General features: G+C 41.1%; 23 protein-coding genes. All 23 read right to left on the reverse strand.

Going from position 1 to position 19,309, the window contains the following annotated elements:
• Positions 1-15 precede the first annotated feature (15 nt).
• Positions 16-2,823, reverse strand: a complete 2,808-nt coding sequence (locus HXT40_RS04910) for a phage tail spike protein (protein WP_421777341.1) — start codon at positions 2,821-2,823, stop codon at positions 16-18.
• Between the two features lie 12 nt (positions 2,824-2,835).
• Entirely contained in the window at positions 2,836-3,489 is a 654-nt protein-coding gene (locus tag HXT40_RS04915) for a hypothetical protein (protein WP_421777187.1), read from the reverse strand.
• Positions 3,490-3,500: 11 nt separating this feature from the next.
• Positions 3,501-6,068 carry a hypothetical protein gene (locus HXT40_RS04920; RefSeq protein WP_004117054.1) on the reverse strand — a complete coding sequence of 856 codons (2,568 nt, stop codon included), beginning with the start codon at positions 6,066-6,068 and terminating at the stop codon, positions 3,501-3,503.
• 92 nt (positions 6,069-6,160) lie between these two features.
• The gene (locus HXT40_RS04925; RefSeq protein WP_155115407.1) at positions 6,161-6,517 is read right to left on the reverse strand and encodes a hypothetical protein; all 357 of its coding nucleotides are present in this window, start codon (positions 6,515-6,517) and stop codon (positions 6,161-6,163) included.
• A gap of 231 nt (positions 6,518-6,748) precedes the next feature.
• A complete protein-coding gene (locus HXT40_RS04930) occupies positions 6,749-7,114 on the reverse strand; it encodes a hypothetical protein (protein ID WP_004117064.1) in 366 nt (121 codons plus the stop codon).
• A 17-nt stretch (positions 7,115-7,131) separates the two neighbouring features.
• On the reverse strand, positions 7,132-7,704 hold the full coding sequence (locus HXT40_RS04935; RefSeq protein WP_014554473.1) for a major tail protein: 573 nt from the start codon (positions 7,702-7,704) through the stop codon (positions 7,132-7,134).
• Positions 7,688-8,026 carry a hypothetical protein gene (locus HXT40_RS04940; RefSeq protein WP_421777188.1) on the reverse strand — a complete coding sequence of 113 codons (339 nt, stop codon included), beginning with the start codon at positions 8,024-8,026 and terminating at the stop codon, positions 7,688-7,690. Before HXT40_RS04940 ends, HXT40_RS04935 begins: the two co-directional genes overlap by 17 nt.
• Positions 8,019-8,399: an HK97 gp10 family phage protein gene (locus HXT40_RS04945; protein WP_004104983.1), complete on the reverse strand. Its 381-nt coding sequence runs from the start codon at positions 8,397-8,399 to the stop codon at positions 8,019-8,021. Before HXT40_RS04945 ends, HXT40_RS04940 begins: the two co-directional genes overlap by 8 nt.
• Positions 8,396-8,728, reverse strand: a complete 333-nt coding sequence (locus HXT40_RS04950) for a phage head closure protein (protein ID WP_421777189.1) — start codon at positions 8,726-8,728, stop codon at positions 8,396-8,398. The genes HXT40_RS04945 and HXT40_RS04950 overlap by 4 nt, the downstream gene beginning before the upstream one ends.
• Positions 8,729-9,007: a head-tail connector protein gene (locus tag HXT40_RS04955; RefSeq protein ID WP_415682663.1), complete on the reverse strand. Its 279-nt coding sequence runs from the start codon at positions 9,005-9,007 to the stop codon at positions 8,729-8,731.
• 19 nt (positions 9,008-9,026) lie between these two features.
• The gene (locus HXT40_RS04960) at positions 9,027-10,211 is read right to left on the reverse strand and encodes a phage major capsid protein (protein WP_415682665.1); all 1,185 of its coding nucleotides are present in this window, start codon (positions 10,209-10,211) and stop codon (positions 9,027-9,029) included.
• A gap of 2 nt (positions 10,212-10,213) precedes the next feature.
• The gene (locus HXT40_RS04965; RefSeq protein WP_415682754.1) at positions 10,214-10,948 is read right to left on the reverse strand and encodes a head maturation protease, ClpP-related; all 735 of its coding nucleotides are present in this window, start codon (positions 10,946-10,948) and stop codon (positions 10,214-10,216) included.
• Positions 10,905-12,194, reverse strand: coding sequence for a phage portal protein (locus HXT40_RS04970; protein ID WP_415704842.1), 1,290 nt, complete (start codon positions 12,192-12,194; stop codon positions 10,905-10,907). Before HXT40_RS04970 ends, HXT40_RS04965 begins: the two co-directional genes overlap by 44 nt.
• 11 nt (positions 12,195-12,205) lie before the next feature.
• Positions 12,206-13,798, reverse strand: a complete 1,593-nt coding sequence (locus HXT40_RS04975) for a terminase large subunit (RefSeq protein WP_421777190.1) — start codon at positions 13,796-13,798, stop codon at positions 12,206-12,208.
• Between the two features lie 124 nt (positions 13,799-13,922).
• Entirely contained in the window at positions 13,923-14,147 is a 225-nt protein-coding gene (locus HXT40_RS04980; RefSeq protein ID WP_065189402.1) for a DUF7678 domain-containing protein, read from the reverse strand.
• A 148-nt stretch (positions 14,148-14,295) separates the two neighbouring features.
• Positions 14,296-14,580: a transcriptional regulator gene (locus tag HXT40_RS04985; protein WP_065189401.1), complete on the reverse strand. Its 285-nt coding sequence runs from the start codon at positions 14,578-14,580 to the stop codon at positions 14,296-14,298.
• 164 nt (positions 14,581-14,744) lie between these two features.
• Positions 14,745-14,909, reverse strand: a complete 165-nt coding sequence (locus tag HXT40_RS04990) for a hypothetical protein (RefSeq protein WP_180946780.1) — start codon at positions 14,907-14,909, stop codon at positions 14,745-14,747.
• Positions 14,893-15,543 carry a virulence protein gene (locus tag HXT40_RS04995; RefSeq protein ID WP_065189400.1) on the reverse strand — a complete coding sequence of 217 codons (651 nt, stop codon included), beginning with the start codon at positions 15,541-15,543 and terminating at the stop codon, positions 14,893-14,895. The genes HXT40_RS04990 and HXT40_RS04995 overlap by 17 nt, the downstream gene beginning before the upstream one ends.
• A gap of 98 nt (positions 15,544-15,641) precedes the next feature.
• A complete protein-coding gene (locus HXT40_RS05000) occupies positions 15,642-16,877 on the reverse strand; it encodes a site-specific DNA-methyltransferase (RefSeq protein WP_421777191.1) in 1,236 nt (411 codons plus the stop codon).
• Between the two features lie 14 nt (positions 16,878-16,891).
• On the reverse strand, positions 16,892-17,677 hold the full coding sequence (locus HXT40_RS05005) for an S-adenosylmethionine synthetase N-terminal domain-containing protein (protein WP_421777192.1): 786 nt from the start codon (positions 17,675-17,677) through the stop codon (positions 16,892-16,894).
• An 11-nt stretch (positions 17,678-17,688) separates the two neighbouring features.
• Complete coding sequence (locus tag HXT40_RS05010; RefSeq protein ID WP_421777193.1) at positions 17,689-18,240, reverse strand: P27 family phage terminase small subunit; 552 nt, start codon at positions 18,238-18,240, stop codon at positions 17,689-17,691.
• A 160-nt stretch (positions 18,241-18,400) separates the two neighbouring features.
• Positions 18,401-18,760, reverse strand: coding sequence for an HNH endonuclease (locus tag HXT40_RS05015; RefSeq protein WP_029600105.1), 360 nt, complete (start codon positions 18,758-18,760; stop codon positions 18,401-18,403).
• Between the two features lie 85 nt (positions 18,761-18,845).
• The gene (locus tag HXT40_RS05020; RefSeq protein WP_019260869.1) at positions 18,846-19,295 is read right to left on the reverse strand and encodes a hypothetical protein; all 450 of its coding nucleotides are present in this window, start codon (positions 19,293-19,295) and stop codon (positions 18,846-18,848) included.
• Positions 19,296-19,309: the final 14 nt, after the last annotated feature.

Here is a 19,309-nt window from a genome sequence, read left to right on the forward strand (position 1 = left end):
TTCACTTCCGCGTTTTTAATAGTATTTAACTTTCATGAGTATCCCGTTTTTAAACACCATGTGAGCGTTAGAACCCCATTTTGAAGCTTTCCCATCCTGGTTCATTTCAATAATCTGCACATAGTTAATATCCGCGTCTACTCCTGCACCGTCTTCCCAAACAGGATCTATAATCTTGTTACCATGCATGTAAAAGTTGCATCCAGCGTGAATACCATACTCTTTATAAATGCTTTGCGAACGTGAAAAACACAGCATAGTAGCGTATGTTTCTTCATCAGCTGATTTACGCTGCGCGAAAGCCATATACTTTCCGTCGCTAGTAAGATGAAAAACTAGACCCTTGTGAGAATTATCTTCTTCCCACTCGCCGGTTCCAACATAGCCAATATACACGCCGTTACGGTAGAAGTTGTTCCCATTTTTATCAAAAACAGCTCTTTTATGATCCTCATCAACTTCACCATCGTAAAGTTCTATCTGCCCGGGTGTTATTTGCACGTATTTACTCGAATGGTTAAACCCGAGAAGGAAACTGTTATAGTTTTGCTGCATGAAACTACCAAAATCACCTTTTTTAACCATTGAAGATATGGAATCTTCTACTATGGTTAGTTTAGAAATAGCCTTATCAGCCGTGGATTTAGCAGCCTCAATGTCTTTATCTTTAACTCTGATCCAATCGAACGTTCTAAAACTACTTATACTGTCAGCTGAAACGTAATGCCATAGTTTGCTTGTCCCAGCTTTATACGGGTGTTCAGACTCAGGATAATTTTCACCTTTAACCTCAATAATGTTAATATCTTCAGGCAGTTTAGACACGTATCCTGAAATTTCTCCTGAATACTCTTTTTTAATGCTATCAATCTTAAAACCATAATTGTCAAACGGAGACCAGTTAGTTCTAAAATGTAGCCAAAACTCGACTGATGGAACAAACACTGTCGCGCCAGAAATTTTTTCACCAGTTAAACCCGGTATAGCGTAAATTTTATCCTCATGCTTGTAAAAAATGTCTACAAAATCGTCAAAAGCTGATTCCGTGTGCGACTTCTCATTAAATTTTACGGCTAAACTTTCCTGCTTAACAATAAACCTGTAAGCGTAGCCGGTTGACGTGTCGTAGAAAAAATCACCAACATGCTGCATTTTTTCACTATCAGTCAGCCACAAGCTCATAGGAGCGTTAAAATGGCTTGGAGTATACGAACCGTAATAGTTACCGTTTTTCTGTTTAAGACTATGGTTAACGCTTTCAACACCAGCCTCAATCTTACCGTCTGTAACATTCAGTTTCGTGTTGATTTCACTTATCGTGTAATAGTTTTCAAGCCGCCTACCAGTGTCTTTTATAGCCTCGTTTTTTGCTTTACTAATCTGCTTTTCTACCTGGGAAGTGTAAGAAACTGAAAGTTTTTCCGCGTCAATCGAATGTCCGATAATCCTGTCACCATACACCATGCCGTCAAGAGTCATCGCAGTATTGTAAGGGCCTGAAAAACCGTTATGGCTTCCAGCAATACCATTCATGTTAACCTGTAACACTTTCGTAGCAGTGTTCTTATCAGGCGTATCCATGTAAAGGTCACGAACCCACATGCCTTTACTATCGTATTCGCTTATCTTATAGCCGCTTTGAGAATTACCCATTTGCGCTTTAATATTATCGATCGCAGCTTTAACACGCTCGTTATCAATTTTTCTAGCTTCAACCGTTTCTTCTTTTAACGTTTGAACAGCATGCGACACGTTTTGCACATACCCTTTAGAAATCCTGCTCGCAAGCACGATTCTAACTTCGCCTGGTTTTTGAATCGGTATAGTCTGTTTTACTACAGGAAACACACGGTCCATGCCAAATTGTGGAGCTAGACAACGAACCCTATCCCCACACTTAATCGTCGCATAATATAAACCTAACTCGGATAAGTCAACCGCGCTAAGGCTTATTTCTACCCTTTCAAACTGGTTATCCTGTAACCATTTAACAGCTTTACGCATAAGATTAGTTGGAACTGTCACATTATTGAAATTAACAACTTTACAAACCCAGCCGAATGTTTTTTGCGCTTCACGAGATACTATATAGTTTTTCCCATTGTTTATTGAAGTAATATCAACATGCTTTTTAAGAACCTCGTTTTCACTATTCTCGTTTTCCAACTCTTTTCCGAGAGGAATAACCGCTGTAGTAACATCCTCTGCTGAAAGGTTTTCCGCGTATTCAAGCAGGTTCAAGCCGAAACTAATATGCTGGCTTGTAGCTTTACCCATTTCCTCCAAACGTAGGTAATCTAAGTAAAGTTTCCCGTCTTCTTTTCTAAGACGCACATATCCGCCAAGCTTTTCAACCATTTTACCCATGATCGCTTCAAGCGTGGTTTCAAAATTAGTAAACCTGTAGAGTGAATCATTCGAGTCAGATACGGTTACGAAACCAATTCTTATTTTCTTATAATCATCTACTTGACTGTTATGAGCTTGTAAAAGTTTTTCTAAAAGCTGGTAGGAACTCTGATCATGGTATTCTTTCTGAGGTTGAATACTATCCGCTAAGTAAGTTAACAACCCTACGCAAGTTACTTTCTTACTACCATACAAGTTTTTTACTTGCTCTCTAACCTCGCCGAAGAAAATCTCCTCATCGTCACGCCACACGCTTACTATTGATTTCCGGTTTTTAATAAGCTCATAGCAAGGGTTTTGACTCGGGCAAGTAAACGTTAACGTTCCCGCAGTGTTAAGCTCCAAGTTTAACGTAATATCATCAAGTACTGCTTTGTCATCATTTGGATAGTAAATCGTATTACCGTCAAGCATGATCCTGTACACTCACAACCACCCCCTTTTATAGGAAATATTTACCATCCCGTTTCCAACGAATGTTAAACTCATGTTTATTTTTGAACGAAGCTGTGGGAAACGGTTAACACCTGTTTTAATCTCATAGTTTTTACCATTAGAATCCAGTAGCATACTGTTAGACGACAGGTTGTTAAATTCTGGAATCAGCGTCATGTCAAAATCGTGAACGAGTGTTATTTCACGCTTATCATCTACTTGCACACCCCATATTGTGTGAACCCCATCCGAATCATCTACACTATACTTATACGGTTGCAGCTTATAGTTGAGTGTGAGAGTTGAATAGTTTTTATCCGATTTAAAATCACTAACCCACATTCGACCCTGATAGTAGAACAATGGTTCATCATCAAGAGACAGTTTCACACTCTTGCCGTGGATTAACGTTTTAACACTATGGCATGTTTCACTCCACTTGTTTTTGTTTGCAACAATGAATTCAAAACAGCCTTCACGCATCTCGTATAACACTTCACCGGCAAGACTTTCACTAATATCAATACTTTCCTGCCTGCCTGGTATTTGCAAATACTCTAATTTGGGTTCTGGAAGTTGAACTAGTGGACGGCTTGTAGCAACAAGCCCTAGATCGTTAAAACTATGCAACCCGTTTATTAGCATCCCATACACTTTTACCACCCCCTTGCTTTTCTTGTTTGAAGCTTAAAAAGCTCACTGTCCATCCTGTGCGCGATACCACCCACTAGTTCGCCAGTGTCGAGCACAATACTCTGGTTGGAAAACTGTGGGAAATACGCGTCCATAATCGCTAGAATCTGGTTCATAACACTAAGCATTTGCGTGTTCGCTCCCGCGCTCATATTCTGCAAAGTATCAAGCCCCATAATCACTTCCGGACCTTTTTCACCGCCGCCAAGCATACGCCCGTTTTTCTCACCGAAAATAGTCGCCCCGTTTAACAGCATTGGCTTGTTCATTGCTTTCTTATACCAGTCGATAGCAAGATACGGTACAGACGGTGGCGTAAGAGAGAATTGTCCTTTAATACTAAAATGCGGCAGTTTAATATGAGGAAGACTAAGTTTTATGCCAGAGAAAAACCCTGTTATAGCGTCGATTACTGCTTTAACCTTGTTTTTCGCAGCTTCAATCGGAGTGATGATAGCGTTTTTAATACCATTCCAAACTGACACAACCGTGTTTTTAATACCGTTAAACACAGACTTAACCATGTTTGCTACTGAATTAAACACTGTTGAAATGCTTGTTTTAATACCGTTTACCACGCTCATGATCGCAGTTTTAATACCATTCCAAACACTTGTTGCCGTGTTTTTAATACCGTTTAAAACGTTAGTGAAAAACGATACGATACCATTCCAAACATTCATGAAAAAGTTTTTCACACTCGACCACAGTTTGTTCCAACTAGTGCCAAAGAAAGACAAAAACACGTTAAAAACGTTTTTTAACGTGTTAAATACCGTTATGAACGTGTTTTTAACCGCGTTCCAAACAGCGGTAAAAATTTCTTTTACACCATTCCAAAGCTGAGACCAGTTACCGGTAAACAAGCCTATAAAAACGTCTAAAACGCCTGTGATTAAATCAAGAACGGTTTTGAAACTAGTAAAACTTAAATTTAAAGCGCCTTCAAACAGTGGAGCTAGAATAGCACACAAACCATTCCACACTGTTTTAAGCCCTTCAACAATACTCGTGAAATCAATACCAAGGCTTGACAGTTTTTCTTTAACACTATTAACAAAACCGGTGAAAGTTTCCTTGATTTTCTCCCAAACAGCAATAACACTGTTTCTAAACTCTTCGTTAGTGTTCCATAAGGTTACAAAAGCTGCTACCAGAACACCAATAACCGCAACAACCGCGAGTATTGGCGCGGATACTCCACCTAAAACAGCGCCTAACCCTTCAAGAATACTAGAGCCGGAAGTAAAACTTGCGAACATTTTACCTATAAACAAAGCTAGTTTAGAAAACCCTTGTATAGCAACACCTATTTTAGAAATACACGTTCCAAGAACCACTAAAAAAGGGCCGACTGCCGCAGCAATCAGCCCAAGTGTCACTATAAGTTTTTGGCTTTCTGGAGAAAGCTGTTTAAATTTAGAAAGCCATGCTGATATTTTCTGCATTAATGGTGTTATGACGGGAAGTAAAACATTACCAATAGTCGCAGCAATATTCTGCAACTCTGTTTTTAGAATCTTCATAGAACCCGAAGCGCCCGCAGCTTCACGCCCAGCCTGCCCTTGAGCGTCAGCAGTCTGCTCCATAATAAGAGCCAAAGTAGCAGCCTGTTTCGCTTGCAAGCTCATCGCGCCTCTACCATCATGCAAACCCATGGCAAGAGCTTTAGCTTTAATAGTCGCCTCGTTAACACCCATACCATAATTGTCAAGCATCGCATTATTACCTTTAAGCGCGCCCGTTAAAGCAAGAACAGCAGACTCGGTTGTGCCACCAAACATAGCAGACAAGTCGCCTGCAAGAGCAACCAGCTTCTGACTCATCTCGGCTGCTTCAGCATCACTTTTCCCACCAATATTTTTCAACATCGCGCCCATAGTATTCGCATACTCTAAAGCTTGACCTTGAGCAATACCATAATAGGATTTCAAACTTCCTGACCATTTAAGCATCTTGTTAGCAGACTTACCGTAAATCTGCTCTGTAGCCCCCATAGCATCCTGTAAGTCTGCTGCAGCAGTAAAACCAGCAGTACCAATAGCAGCAATCGGCAGCGTAACTTTCGTGCTTAAACTTTGACCAAGAGATGACATACCATCTCCTAGTTTCTTTATCTTTTTACTCGTACTATCAAACTGGCTACTAAGCTTGGTTAAACTAACACTACCTACCTGTTTTAATTTTTCTTTTAAACTATCAAGATTATTTTCTGTCTCAACAATCTCACGCTGCAACGCATCATACTTGTCTTTACCAAGCTCCCCGTTTTCCAACTGTACTTTAGCCTGCTTATCCGCCTGTTTCAAAACGTTAAGCTTATTAGACGTTTCTTGGATTTCTTTCTGCAAAAAAGCCTGCTTTTGGCTTAAAAGCTGCGTGCTAGTCGGATCAAGTTTCAAAAGCCTATTAACATCACGAAGCGACTGCTCGGTTGAGCGAATAGTCGAATTCACCTGTTGTAAAGACTTATCTAAGCCTGTAGTATCCCCACCAATTTCAACAGTAATACCTTTAATCCTGTTTGCCATAACTTCACCTCCTTTTTCCATTAATTTAGGTATGAAAAAAGCACCTACAATTCAGCAGGTGCCTTATATCAACATCTTAATTAGTTAACTAATTAGTCTCTTTCAAAGAATCTGTACGCGTTCTTGAGGATGTCACGAGCTGTGTCATAGGAGCTTTCCCAAACATCTTTTTGACCATCATCCCATTCTCGTTGAAGATTCTTATCAATATGAATTCCTTCTTCGTCGTTATGGAAAGTGTATGTTTCTTCCTCATATACGCGATATGTGCCTTCAGAATCAAATGATTTATATGATGAACCATATGTTTTAGTTGCTCCATCAAATTTTTCTCTGTTTTCAACCAGATATTCTAAATCCTCAATTTCTTGATCCTTAAATTTACCATTCCCGAAATTGACATACTTACTTAATTTTTCTTTTCTTTCTTTCTTTTCTTTTTTATCCATTGCTAATGACCCTTTAATACATGTAAGAATATGACGGTATTCGTTTATAACTTTCGCAACCATTGTACCTCTAGAACCTATCAAATTCTGTTTGGCTTGCGAGCTTATCGTATTTCACACTATCGTTTGCTTTCTCCGTCCACATGTCTAAAATCATGCCGATGGTTAAAAGATCCAGTTCGCAAATACTAATCCCAATTTCGGTGCATCTAAGAAGAAACAACGCGGTTGTCATTTGCCGTGTTGTTGCTTTAAATTTTTTTTAGATTTTACTTCAGTTTCCAAGTTTGCTCCCCAAAGTTCTAGAATTTCAGGAAGAATCTCGTAGATAGAAAACATTTCAAACTCGTCAAGCCACTCATCAATACTTGCTGGAATACTATTATCCGCGTGATAAGCCATGATATAGGCTACGTTTTCAAAAATTTCAAGATCTGCTATTTCAAAAACACCCTCGTTGTTTTTGAAAGACTGCTCTAATTTTGATAGGTCTTTGAAAATATCACGCTTGAATTTAATACGATACAGTCTTGGAATAGTGGCGGAAGAACGAAACTTCACGTCTTTACCATTTACTTTTACTGTTTTTTCTAACACTTTTACCCCTTTAAAACTTATTTGATTTCCGTGTTAACTTGCGGAACGTACACGCTCTTATACCATTTCTCATAGGTTTCTTTTGAAGTAGTGTCACCACTCCTAGATTTCACTAAACCATCTTCTCTAGGATCAGCCGTGAGCGATAAAGTTTCCGTACCCGGTTCTATAGTGTCTTCCTTAGTTTCTGACTCGATAGACGGTCGTGTTGCTGAACAGTTATATAAAACGTGTCTGATCGCGTTCACGTCACCATCAAACTCAAACAGGAGCGCGAATTTTTCTGTTTCGCTAATCTTCGCGTTTTCTACCAGCACACCGTTTTTATCTAGTTCTTCTCGTAGTATTTCCGTTCTAAACCATTCAGGTATAAGAGCAATTTCCAAGTCGCCACTGTAACCGTTGTTCGCAGTCGACCTGAAGTAAACAATCCCGTCAGCGTAAAACGGTGAGGATTCACCCTCAGCCTCAAGGCTTATACTCACCGCTCCCGGAATAGGTTTAGGCTCATCGTAGGAGAAACCACTCGAATCTTTTTTAAGTTTTGCCGCGTACACGTTTTTAAGATTGTATTTAACCTTGTTTCCCATTTTCTGTTACCTCCATTTCAAAAATGTAGAGTGTTTCATAAAGCTGTTCCGACTCTATGAATGTTTCTGTTTTGTTATAAAAAATGCCGTGCCTGTCAAGCACGGCTTCAACTTGTTCTTCCAGCACGGGGTTCTTATAGTCTGCGTATAGTTCAATATGAACTTCGTTTGCTTTAAAATACGCTTTCCCGTCTGCAGAAAAATTACTGCTCGCAGGCGTAAGAAACAGGAGGAAAGGCGGATTAGGGGATTCTCCTTCAGCAAAATGGTGATATGCGAAAGGAAAACCTATCTCCCTCATAATGTTTAAAAGATTACCCATTTTTAACCGCCTCCTCTATTTCTTTTTCAAAACTTCGTACTGCTTTACTTTCAGCCTCAGCAATGTGTGCTCTTGCTTCCACGCGTCCGCCGCCTCGTTTAGCATGACCGTACTCTAACAAGTGTGTAAGCTGATACTTGTTTCTAGAATGCACTACGAGAACTAGTCTGCTGCCTGTTTCGTTTAATGTTTTAACCGCCCAACTTTTCGCATACGCTCCAGTTCGTTTAGGAGCTGTCATGTTAATTTCTTCTTTTGCTGTTTTACCAGCGTTTTTTACTGCTTCTTTTACTTTCCCGGTTGTAACTTTCGCGTAAGTTTTAAGCTCTCTAATAACTTCTTTAGAGAGGCTGCCAATACTTACTTTGCTCACTTTTTACACCTCTTACAGTGAAGTTTCAGGCTTTTCTTCCTGTAATTCATGTGGTCAACACCTAAAATCTCATAAACCGTATCACGGAAAATAATCCTGTAACCAATAGATGAGACTACGGCTGTTTCTTTCGAATAGCGGATAGTAAAATCTATTTTTGACTCATCCCACACGTTTCCCGCCGAAGTCTGCTCCATTGGGCTTTCAGCACTCACCGTAGCGTAACACTCGTAATATTTACTCCACTTAATCTTATGGTTACCAACCTCATCAATTTCAACACTGTTTTTAAGCAGCATAATACGCTCGTTTAATAAACTTATTCTCATTTAAAACCCCGTTTTTCTAACAGTAAAAAGCATCGAACGTAAAGTGAGAGTTAGCGTGTGATGGTCTGCTTCTTCCCGATGCTCATACAAGTAGCCTGTAGCGTATAAGACTGCGAGCCGATACTCGTCAAAGTTTTCACTAATCAAACTCCTATCGTTTTTACGAGCTACTCCCTGGCAGAGTTTTTCAGCAGAACGAATAAGGGTGTTGATAAGCTCATCATCTTCTCGACTATCCACCCTAAGATAGTTTTTTGCTTCCTCGACTGTAACTATCATCAACACCCCTCCTTAACTTTTAAGCTGCTACGCTTGTTTTAACAGGCAGAATCTGTACTGCTTCTTTAAGCACGAGTTTGCCGTCTACACGCTCTTTTGCAACGAAACCTATCATGCCGTTTCCAGCGAAAAGTTCGGTAAGCTCTTTAAACGAGCGTGAACCACGGTCGCCAATGTTGTAGTACGAGTAGTCTCCAAAAGCCACCATGTTTTCAGGCGCGTAAGCAGACGTGTATACCGGGTATCCGAGAATCCTGTTCGGCTCATCATCCTGGTATGAAGGCTGCCAAACGTACGCGCCATTATTGTCTTTAAGTTTTCGTATGCTCGCGACTGTTTTATCGTTCATAATAAAACTCGCGTTTTTACGGTATGGTCGCCTCAAAGCGTGAACAAGATCAATCAGATCATCAGTTTTAATACCGGTAGTTTCTTTAAGGAACGTGCCGCCGTCTTTCTTGTTGAAAATACCAGTCGGTTTTCCAACGCCATCCCCGTTAAGAAAAGCGTCTTCCTCCGCGTTAGCCAACGCCATGCCGAAGGATGTGAGAAGATGATTCTCGAGGTTAAACGCATTATCATACAAGAGTTCTTCAGTAACTTTTACCGCAACGTGAAGCTTATGAGCGTCAAGCAGGATTTGAGCAAACTTGGAATCACCAAAGTTAAGGCTTGCGCCTTCTTCAATCCAAGCCGCTGCAGGATCACTCATCGCAACATTAATCTTATGCTCTCCACTAGTGGTAATCGTGGTAGCAAGAGAGCGAATAATGTTTTCTTCTTTCAACGTTTCAATCAGACGATTATCGTATTCTTCCGGCACAAGATACCCGCCGTCAGTGTCCACGCCTTCCTGCAACACGTTATCGACTCGTTTAAAATTACTTCTAAGAGCTGTAAGCATCGCCTGCTTATACTCGTCACGCGCACGACCTTGTTTTTCAGAGTTCACACCTGTTTTCATAGGTTTTGCAACAATCGCCTCAGATGTTGGTTTTGAAAGCTCCTTATCCATTACTTCCATCTGCTCCAAGCGATCAATTTCCATACTGTAAGCTTTCACTTTCGCTTCCATCTCATCATAGGTTTTCGCGTCTTCTTCTGAAATAAGCCCGTCCTTGTCACGTTTAGACTCAAGGAAAGCTTTTGCACCCTGCCAGGCCTTGTTACGTTTCTCAACCATGTTTGAAATAGTGTTCATCATGTTTACCTCCAATTTTTGATTAAAAAAAGACGATCCATAAGATCGTCTGCACTAATATTGTTTGTTTCCTTACCGCTTATCCGGCAGGCTTTAGATATTTTTTCCAATAACGTGTTTTGCACGCTTGCTTTCGAATACAATGTTGAAACTTGTGGTATGCCAATATCAGTGGTTTCACCTCTAGTTAAAACACCGTCCGCGAACCCGAGTTCTACCGCCTTGTTAGCATCCATCCACGTTTCCGAATCCATTAAATGCGACAGTTTCACACGGTTAAGCCCTGTTTTAATCTCGTAAGCGTTAATAATGGACTCTTTGACCTCATCAAGCATTGATATTGCTTTTTCCATTTCGTTTCTGTTGCCAAAAGCAACCGTCATAGGATTATGGATCATAAGCATTGACACCGGGCTCATATAAACCTTTGTCCCGGCCATCGCAATCACTGATGCAGCCGATGCTGCAATACCGTCAATTTTGACCGTCACACAACCCTTGTAATCCATGAGCATGTTATAGATTTGTGCCGCAGCCACACAATCGCCGCCAGGCGAGTTAATCCACACTGTAATATTCCCACTACCAGCGTTTAACTCGTCTTTAAAAAGTTGTGGTGTAATATCATCATCAAACCATGATTCTTCAGCAATCGTACCGTTAAGAAACAGTGTCCTCTCAAAAATCTCATTATTCTCACTGTTGACCGCCTGGTTTTTCCACTGCCAAAACTTCCTCATCACCTTTTTCCTCCTTTCCGCTACTGTTTGCGAACGCTCCTGCACGGTTAAGCGGGAGCATGTTGCCGTTAATCAAATACAAGTCGCCACCTTCACAGGCTGGAATCTTATCCAAGTTTTCTAACTGTCTAATATCGTTCGCGCTCATCCAACCGTTTTGACGAGCGGTAGCATAACCATTCATACGACTCTGATAGTCTCCTCGAAGAAGACCATCCACGTTAAACTTCACATAATAGGTTTCTTTCTCCTTATCAGTAAAAAGCCGTCTCGTAATAGACTGTTCAAACCGTGCCACCCAAGGATCAAGCGTGTATTTCACAAACTCCAGCGACTGCTGTTCAATATTAGAAAAACTTGATTTTTCCAGATCACCAACCATGTGTGGTGGGACTCTGAAAATACGAGCGATCTCGTTAATCTGAAACTTACGAGTTTCAAGAAACTGTGCTTCGTTAGGCGAAATAGAAATAGGCGTATACTTCATGCCTTCCTCTAAAATCGCTATCTTATGCGAGTTAGAACCCGAGAACCCCTTATTCCAACTATCCCTCATACCAGACGGATCTTTTACTGTACCGGGGTATTCCAAGATTCCGCTTGGTGTAGCACCGTTAGCGAAAAACGATGCACCATACTCTTCCGTAGCTATCGCCATACCGATAGCGTTTTTTGCCATCGCAATAGGCGAATAGCCAACAAGACCGTCAAAACCAAGACCGGGAATATGAAGCACGTCAAAAGGTTTAAGTTTCACACTCGTTTCTTTACCCGCTAAAACATCACTATCATTTAACGTATACTCGTAAAAAATTTGGCCACTCTCATCCCGGTCAACTCTCATACGATCAGGCATTAAAGGGTATAAGCCTAAAACCTCGCCTTTACCGTTTCGAATAATCTGCGCGTAAGCATTACCCCATAACAGTAGATGCGTCATCAGTGTTTCTCTAAACACGAAGCTTGTCATTTCAAGATTCGGCTCATCATGAAGCACCTTATACAAAGGATGTTTAACCGCTTTAGCCGTACCCGTACTCGTCCGCTCATACACGTGAAGCGGCAGACTCGCCACCGCTTCAGACAAGATACGCACACACGAGTAGACAGCCGTCATCTGCATCGCCGAACGCTCATTCACCCTCTTACCCGAAGAAGACATGCCACTAATAAACCTTTGAGCATTCAAGTTAAAACGATTCTCAGGCTTATCTCTACTCTTAAAAATTTTACTAAAAATATTCATGACCCACCTCCTTACATGAATAGGATTCCTCGAGCGTCATACACGCTTTGAGTGTTCGCGTTACCGCATCTGATAGCACGGTCAAGTGCCATGATGGTTGCGATAGCACCATCAATTTTCTCGGTTGATTTTTCCTTATCTGCCTTAATGTTTCCTGCAGGATCTGTCCTAATAAATATGTTGTCCATGTTCCAGCGAAGCACCGGATGCCCAGAGTGTGCGATTTTCTGCTCGAGCACAAGCTTCATGAGCTCCTTGGTAGGCGGACTCATATCCTTGAATCCTTGTCCGAACGGGACCACGGTAAACCCCATGTTTTCAAGGTTTTGCACCATTTGCACCGCGCCCCAACGGTCGAAAGCAATCTCACGAATATTGAAACGTTCACCTAATGTTTCGATGAATTTTTCAATAAACCCGTAGTGAACAACGTTTCCTTCCGTAGTTTTAATAAACCCTTGTTTTTCCCACACGTCATACGGCACATGGTCCCGTTTCACGCGCATATCCAAGGTTTCTTCAGGCACCCAAAAATATGGTAGGATACGAAACTTATCCGACTCATCTAAAGGCGGAAACACAAGCGAAAAAGCCGTAAGATCAGTGGTGCTTGAAAGGTCAAGACCCCCGTAGCAGACCCTGCCCTCGAGTTCTTCCTCATTCACCTGAAAACCGCAAGCATCCCACTTTTCCATCAGCATCCAACGAATAGACTGTTTCACCCACTGGTTAAGACGAAGCTGACGGAAAGCATTCTCTTCACCAGGATTTTGCCGAGCGGACTCGAAAGCAGCCTTAACTTTCTCCATTTGAACCGTCACTCCAAGAGAAGGATTAGCTTTCTTCCACACCTTCGGATCAGTCCAATCATCCGAATCTTTTGCACCATAAATCACTGGGTAAAAAGTTGGATCAATTTTCCTACCCTCGAGAATATCCACTGCTTTCTGATGAGTCTCATAGCAGATAGAATGTGTATCCGTACCGGCTGTGGTAATCAGAAAATATAGTGGCTGCATGCGAGCATCCCCGGAGCCTTTAGTCATCACGTCAAAAAGTTTACGGTTTGGCTGCGTGTGAAGCTCATCAAACACGACACCGTGAATGTTAAACCCGTGTTTAGAGTAAGCTTCAGCCGACAACACTTGGTAGAAACTGTTAGTTGGTAGGAAAATAATACGTTTTTGCGAAGCTAAAATTTTAACCCTACGATTAAGAGCCGGACACATTCTAACCATGTCCGCGGCCACGTCAAACACGATTGTTGCCTGCTGACGGTCCGCCGCACAACCATAAACTTCCGCTCGCTCCTCATTATCCCCACAGCATAAAAGCAAGGCTACTGCCGCGGCAAGCTCACTTTTACCCATTTTCTTAGGTATCTCAATATAAGCAGTATTAAACTGACGGTAACCATTCGGTTTCACCACGCCAAACAAGTCCCTGATAATCTGTTCCTGCCAGGCTAGGAGCTTAAAAGGCTTACCAGCCCACGTGCCTTTCGTGTGTGTTAAACATTCGATAAAACTCACGGCATAATCCGCAAGCTCTTTACTATAGGTTGAATCTTCTTTTTTAAACTTAGTAACCTCGTATTTTTGCAACTTAAGCTCCTCCTTTCTTTAGGCATAAAAAAAGACGCTTACTTGCGTCCACATCATTTCTTATCTTTCCTACGAGAAACAGGGCCTTAAAAAGCCCTGCTGCTTTTAACTAGACTTAAAGTTTTTAGTTTCTTGCGTCAAGGATCATTTCTAAAGCCTCGTTTGCAAGCTTGCCTGTTGGCATAATATCCCAGCCTCTATCATAGTTTGCGATAACCTTGTTATTGTTTTTCAAAGTAAGCTTGGAAATTCGCCCCTGGTTAATCCCATATTCGCTTGGCTCTTCAAAAACCTTCATACTGTAGCTTACAACCTGATCTTCAACCCTAAGCGTATCTTGTTCCCACATGATTTTTCTCCTTTTTCTGTGTTTTTTGTTAGTACTATATATCACTCTAAAAGCACATAATAGCAAGCCGTAAACGAGAAAAAATCGCGGATAATTCCACGATTTTTCTCCAGCCTTCCAACCCTATGGCTGACTATCCCCCTTTCTTTTAGCTTCTTGCTTGTTGAATCGCTTGATAAGCTTTTTGAATATCCTTGTCCAAGGTTTCAGCATCCGCAAACAGTTCAAACTCCGTATCGTTGAGTTTTCCTCCGCTTACCTTCCAAAGCTCCTCGTGAGCTTTACTGGCGCAGGTTTTTGCTGTTTGTGCAATGTCGAGCATGCTGATAGCCGAACTAATTTTCCCTTCTTCAGCTTTTTTGATTGCGTTTAGCGCGTAGCGTCTGCATGTTTTAACTTCGTTTGTAAGGTTTTGTAAGATTTCTTTTTTCATAAGGTTTCTCCTTTGTTTCTGTGCTTTTTGCTGATACTATATATCACTCTAAAAGCGCGCAATAGCAAGCTTTTAAGCCAAGAAACACCGGGTATTTACACGTTTTTCCCCACCAGTTTTCGCTAATTTTTTTACTCTTAAAAACCGTTAAAATGTTTCTAAAATCATGCTGAAATAATAATCACCCAAAAATCATCTACTACAGTAAAACATGCTTTTACAAAAACCTCGTTCTCTTGCTCTAAATTCGCGAAAATTTCTTCAACCAAAGAGCCTGTAGTACAGTCTTCACTCAACTCGTACGCCTGGTCTTCACTCGCATACAGCATTACGCTCACCCCCGTTTCTAAAAGCGCAGGAGCCTTCTAAACGGGAAAGCATAATTTTCCTGTCTTGTTTAAACTCGTCTCCTATAAACCCGAGTCTAAGAAGGAAACATCTGAAAGCATACTTATCGTTAACTGTCTCACGCTTACTATTATTTACGCGTTTAATTTCCACGCTCATTTTACAAAGACTGTTTATAAACTTCGCATAGGATGCCAAGCCTGGTTGGTTAGCCTGCTCAAACCAAGGAAAAATAAGCTTATCATCTTCTTCCTTAATATTAAGACTGTTCACTCCTAACGCTTTTTTAATAAGATCGCCCTTATTATCAAGTATTTTCTTAAGCTTTACCACATCAGCCTTATCTTTAGGAAACTCAACACTAAAATATTGCGTACCATCACACGCGCAGACTGGAAGACTTATACCATAGTCAGCGTCTAACATGTTTTTTAAATCATCTAAATTTTCTTCACTACTACACGTGACCGTACCATCTTTACTAATGTTGAAAACACCTATCTTGTAAGACATACTTGGAGTTTTTAAGTAAACAGCCTTTACTCCTGTAGAATCCTCTATAGCTTTAATAAGCGGCTGCCTATCTTTTCCTTTTAACCCGTATTTTAATTCCATTTTGCCTCCTTTAGGTTTTTTCGGGTACATATATAAATCACTCTAAAGAAGGTTTTTATCAAGCGGTCGTAAACTATTTTTCATATAAAATACGAGTCTTACTTGTTAGTAAATACTTCAGTAAACGAGTATTCTTTACCGCCTCTTAAAACTTTCACACTCTTATCATTTCCAATCTGCTCAATATAACGTTTCACAATCACGTCACAATATTTCTCGTCAAGCTCGATAGCGTAGCAGATTCTACCAGTCTGCTCGCAGGCTATAAGCGTGCTACCACTTCCAGCAAACGGATCTAACACAAGCGAGTTCGTCATACTCGAGTTTTTAATCGGATACGCTAAAAGAGCTATTGGTTTCATGGTTGGATGATCAGCGTTTTTCTTAGGCTTTTCAAACTCCCAAACTGAAGTTTCTTTCCTACCCGCGTACCACTTGTGTTTACCTTTTTTCTTCCACCCATACAAACATGGTTCATGCTGCCACTGGTAAGGGCTTCTACCCAACACCAGCGACGGTTTCTTCCAAATACAACAACCTGAAAGATAAAACCCCGCGTCCTGGAATGCTTTTCTAAAATTCAATCCCTCCGTGTCAGCATGAAACATGTAGATAGATGCATCATCTGCCATCGCCTGCTCCATGTTCACGAACGAGTTGAAAAGAAACTGGTAAAACTTATCATCCTCCATATTATCGTTTTTGATTTTCCCAGCAGAACCCTCATAGTTCACGTTATAAGGCGGATCAGTAACCACCAGATTCACTTTAGTATTCTCAAGAAGCGTCTTATATGTTTCTAACTTAGTAGCATCACCGCAAATAACACGATGCCTGCCAAGCGTCCATATGTCACCTGTTTTAGAAAAACATGGTTCTTCCAGCTCTTTTTCAACATCAAAATCATCATCGTTTACGTCTTTATCAGCATCAAAAATACTGGAAAGCTCCGCCTCATCAAACCCGAGAAGATCAAGGTTAAAATCAGCTCCTTCAAGCTCCGATAACTCGACTGCTAAAAGCTCATTATCCCAGCCGGCGTTAAGTGAAAGCTTATTATCCGCGATAATATAAGCACGCTTTTGTGTTTCAGTTAAATGGTTTTCTTTCACGCACGGAACTTTTTTAAGACCCAGTTTTAGTGCCGCGGCAAGCCTACCATGCCCTGCGAGAATCGTATTATCCTCAGCCACCAGAATCGGGGATAGAAAACCAAACTCACGAATACTTGCCGCTATCTGAGCTACTTGCGCCTCAGAGTGCGTGCGAGCGTTTCTCACATACGGGATAAGCTCACTTACGTCAGCCAAATAATACTGCATTTCTTTTTCCATAAGCTTTCCTCCCGTTAGAAAAGACCCCAGCAAGCCAGCTTTTCAAAACCACCCACCGAGTCAATATAATCTTTCGCAATTTTCACAATCTGCGAATACGGTTTACCATCAACCATCTCGTCCCCGATAGCGCAAGAAAACTCAACCACCCGGCCGGTTTCCTGTGCTTTCAAAAACGCGTAAATGTTAACCGACACGTCAGCTTTCGTAAGATCTTTACCATGAAGGCCGCCGCCTGTAACAGAATCAGCCATGTCTGACCCGAGTTTTCGGTTAACCGCTCCCGTATCAACGCTGATACCGCCCGTCCAGTCGCCTAAAGGATTAACAAACGCATTCGGATAGTCTTTCAATAAGTCTTCTCGTTTAGCGTGAGACTGGCAGATGATAAGCTTTTCACCATCAAGAACATACTTGCCGTCATACGGATACTTTTCATAAACCTTTCGAACAATAGCCGAGAGTTTCTTCTGTTCGTCTGTTAGCGGTACGCCTTTAAAAATCCCGTTATCGCCACAGCGAACCATGCCGTTTTGGTTTTGGCTTAAATGCTTATCCTGCGGCACGACCGTAATATCAATCTTTACTTTCCCAGGGCTTAAACGGTGGATAATATTTTTAATATCCTTAAACTTAAACATCACCGTGCTTTCAATAAACACGGCACACTTACCATGCCCGAGCATCACTTCAACAGCAATCTTCGGGTTCTCATCAATCTTGTAAGCCAGATCAACAATTGCTCCGGCAATACGATCCGCAATCTTGTCCGGGTGACTTGGATTTACTTTTTCTATCATAATTTTTTCTCCTAAATGTTTTTACGTGTTAAAAGCAGGCGTTCCATTAAATCGTTTTGAGGTGAAACACCATCAAACTCAGTCGAACAGTTTTCTTTCACAATCTGGAAAATCTCATTCCAAAGCCTGACCGCCTGATTCATGTAGTTAATACCAATATTGATAAAAGGCGATGGTATCGGTTTACCCGTGGTTGGATGCTTGGAAAGAAACCCGAGTTTACTGGTTACTTCCTCGCATTGAATCCAACGAGCACAGCTCATCGCATACCGTTCAATAAGAGGAGATGGCACTTTACTGCTCACACCAATGTCTTTTAGCCACTTCCACGTTTCTTCAAAAATTTCTCTAGCCTGAAGCTGAGTACCGTCTTTTTGCGTGGCGGATAAAAACTCGTGAGGCTGAGGCATTTCAGCACCTTCAAGCTCCGGAATATCAAGAACGCTTAAAGGCCTGCCACCGGGGTTTCCTTCACTAGCTTTTTCAACAACCGCTTTCCTTTTACGCCCGGCACCTACGCGTCTGCCGCCACGACCGCCGATATTATTTGATTTTGTAGGCAAACTTTTCGCCTCCTTCCCACGCGAGTTTTAACTATTAAAAAATTTTTGTGTCTGATTTTGCCTATTACCCTTTTGAATACGCTGTTTTTGCACGCGAGACCCTGCGCCCGTTCCCCAGGGAATAGGTTTTTAGAGATTTTGACCGCCCCTGGGGTGGTTTTTATCTGTTATGCCAGCGATCTCCACGCTTAGCGTGAATTTTAGAGTGACAGGATTTGCATAGAGAAATAAGATTATTCCTCTCATTCGTTCCGCCTTCAGCAATCGGTTTAATATGATGAACCTGCTCAACAGGAACAAGCACACGATTCTTAAAGCAAAGCTCACAGAAAGGATGCTCTTTCACATAAGAATCCCTTACTTTCTGCCATGCTCTACCGTAACGCTTGTGAGCATCATAAGGACGCTCGTATTTTTCGTATCGTCTGTTCTCTTGTTTTAAGTGTTCTTCACAAAACCTGCCGTCAGTTAGGTTCGGACAGCCTTGATAAGAACACGGTCTTTTAGGTTTTCTTGGCAAGACTTATCCTCCCTTCGGGCATGAAAAAAGCCCTTTGAGATAATCTCAAAGAGCTTTTAACAAAATCATTTACAAAACTATATCACTATTTTCCAATTACATCGTTTAATACTTTCCAGCCTTTTTCACAAAAATTTATGTTTTCATTACATATAGTTTTTCCATTTTTCTCAATGATGATACTCGCCGCAAGGATACTATCACTATCTTGCTCAATAACATCACCATTTGCGGTTTTCCACTTTACTAGAATATCACTTTTACTTAATTTACCTTCAAATGGAACAACAATCCGATTTGGTTCGTCAAACTTACTATCAGAATAGGTGTTGATAATTATTTTATCTTTTTGCTTATATACATCTATGTAGTTATAGTTAGCCCTATATGAAGCTATTTTCTCTTTACTATCAATTTGAGCATTAAATGCATTATTATCAATACGATGCAAGAATAAGGTGATAAAACAAACGATAGCCACAACTATTGAAATACAAAATATCAGCACTTTCGCTTTTTTACTTATCTTATTCATACTCCACCAAATTC

The sequence above is a fragment of the Gardnerella sp. DNF01180P genome (genome assembly GCF_049244205.1).
GTDB classification, from domain to species: Bacteria; Actinomycetota; Actinomycetes; order Actinomycetales; family Bifidobacteriaceae; genus Bifidobacterium; species Bifidobacterium swidsinskii.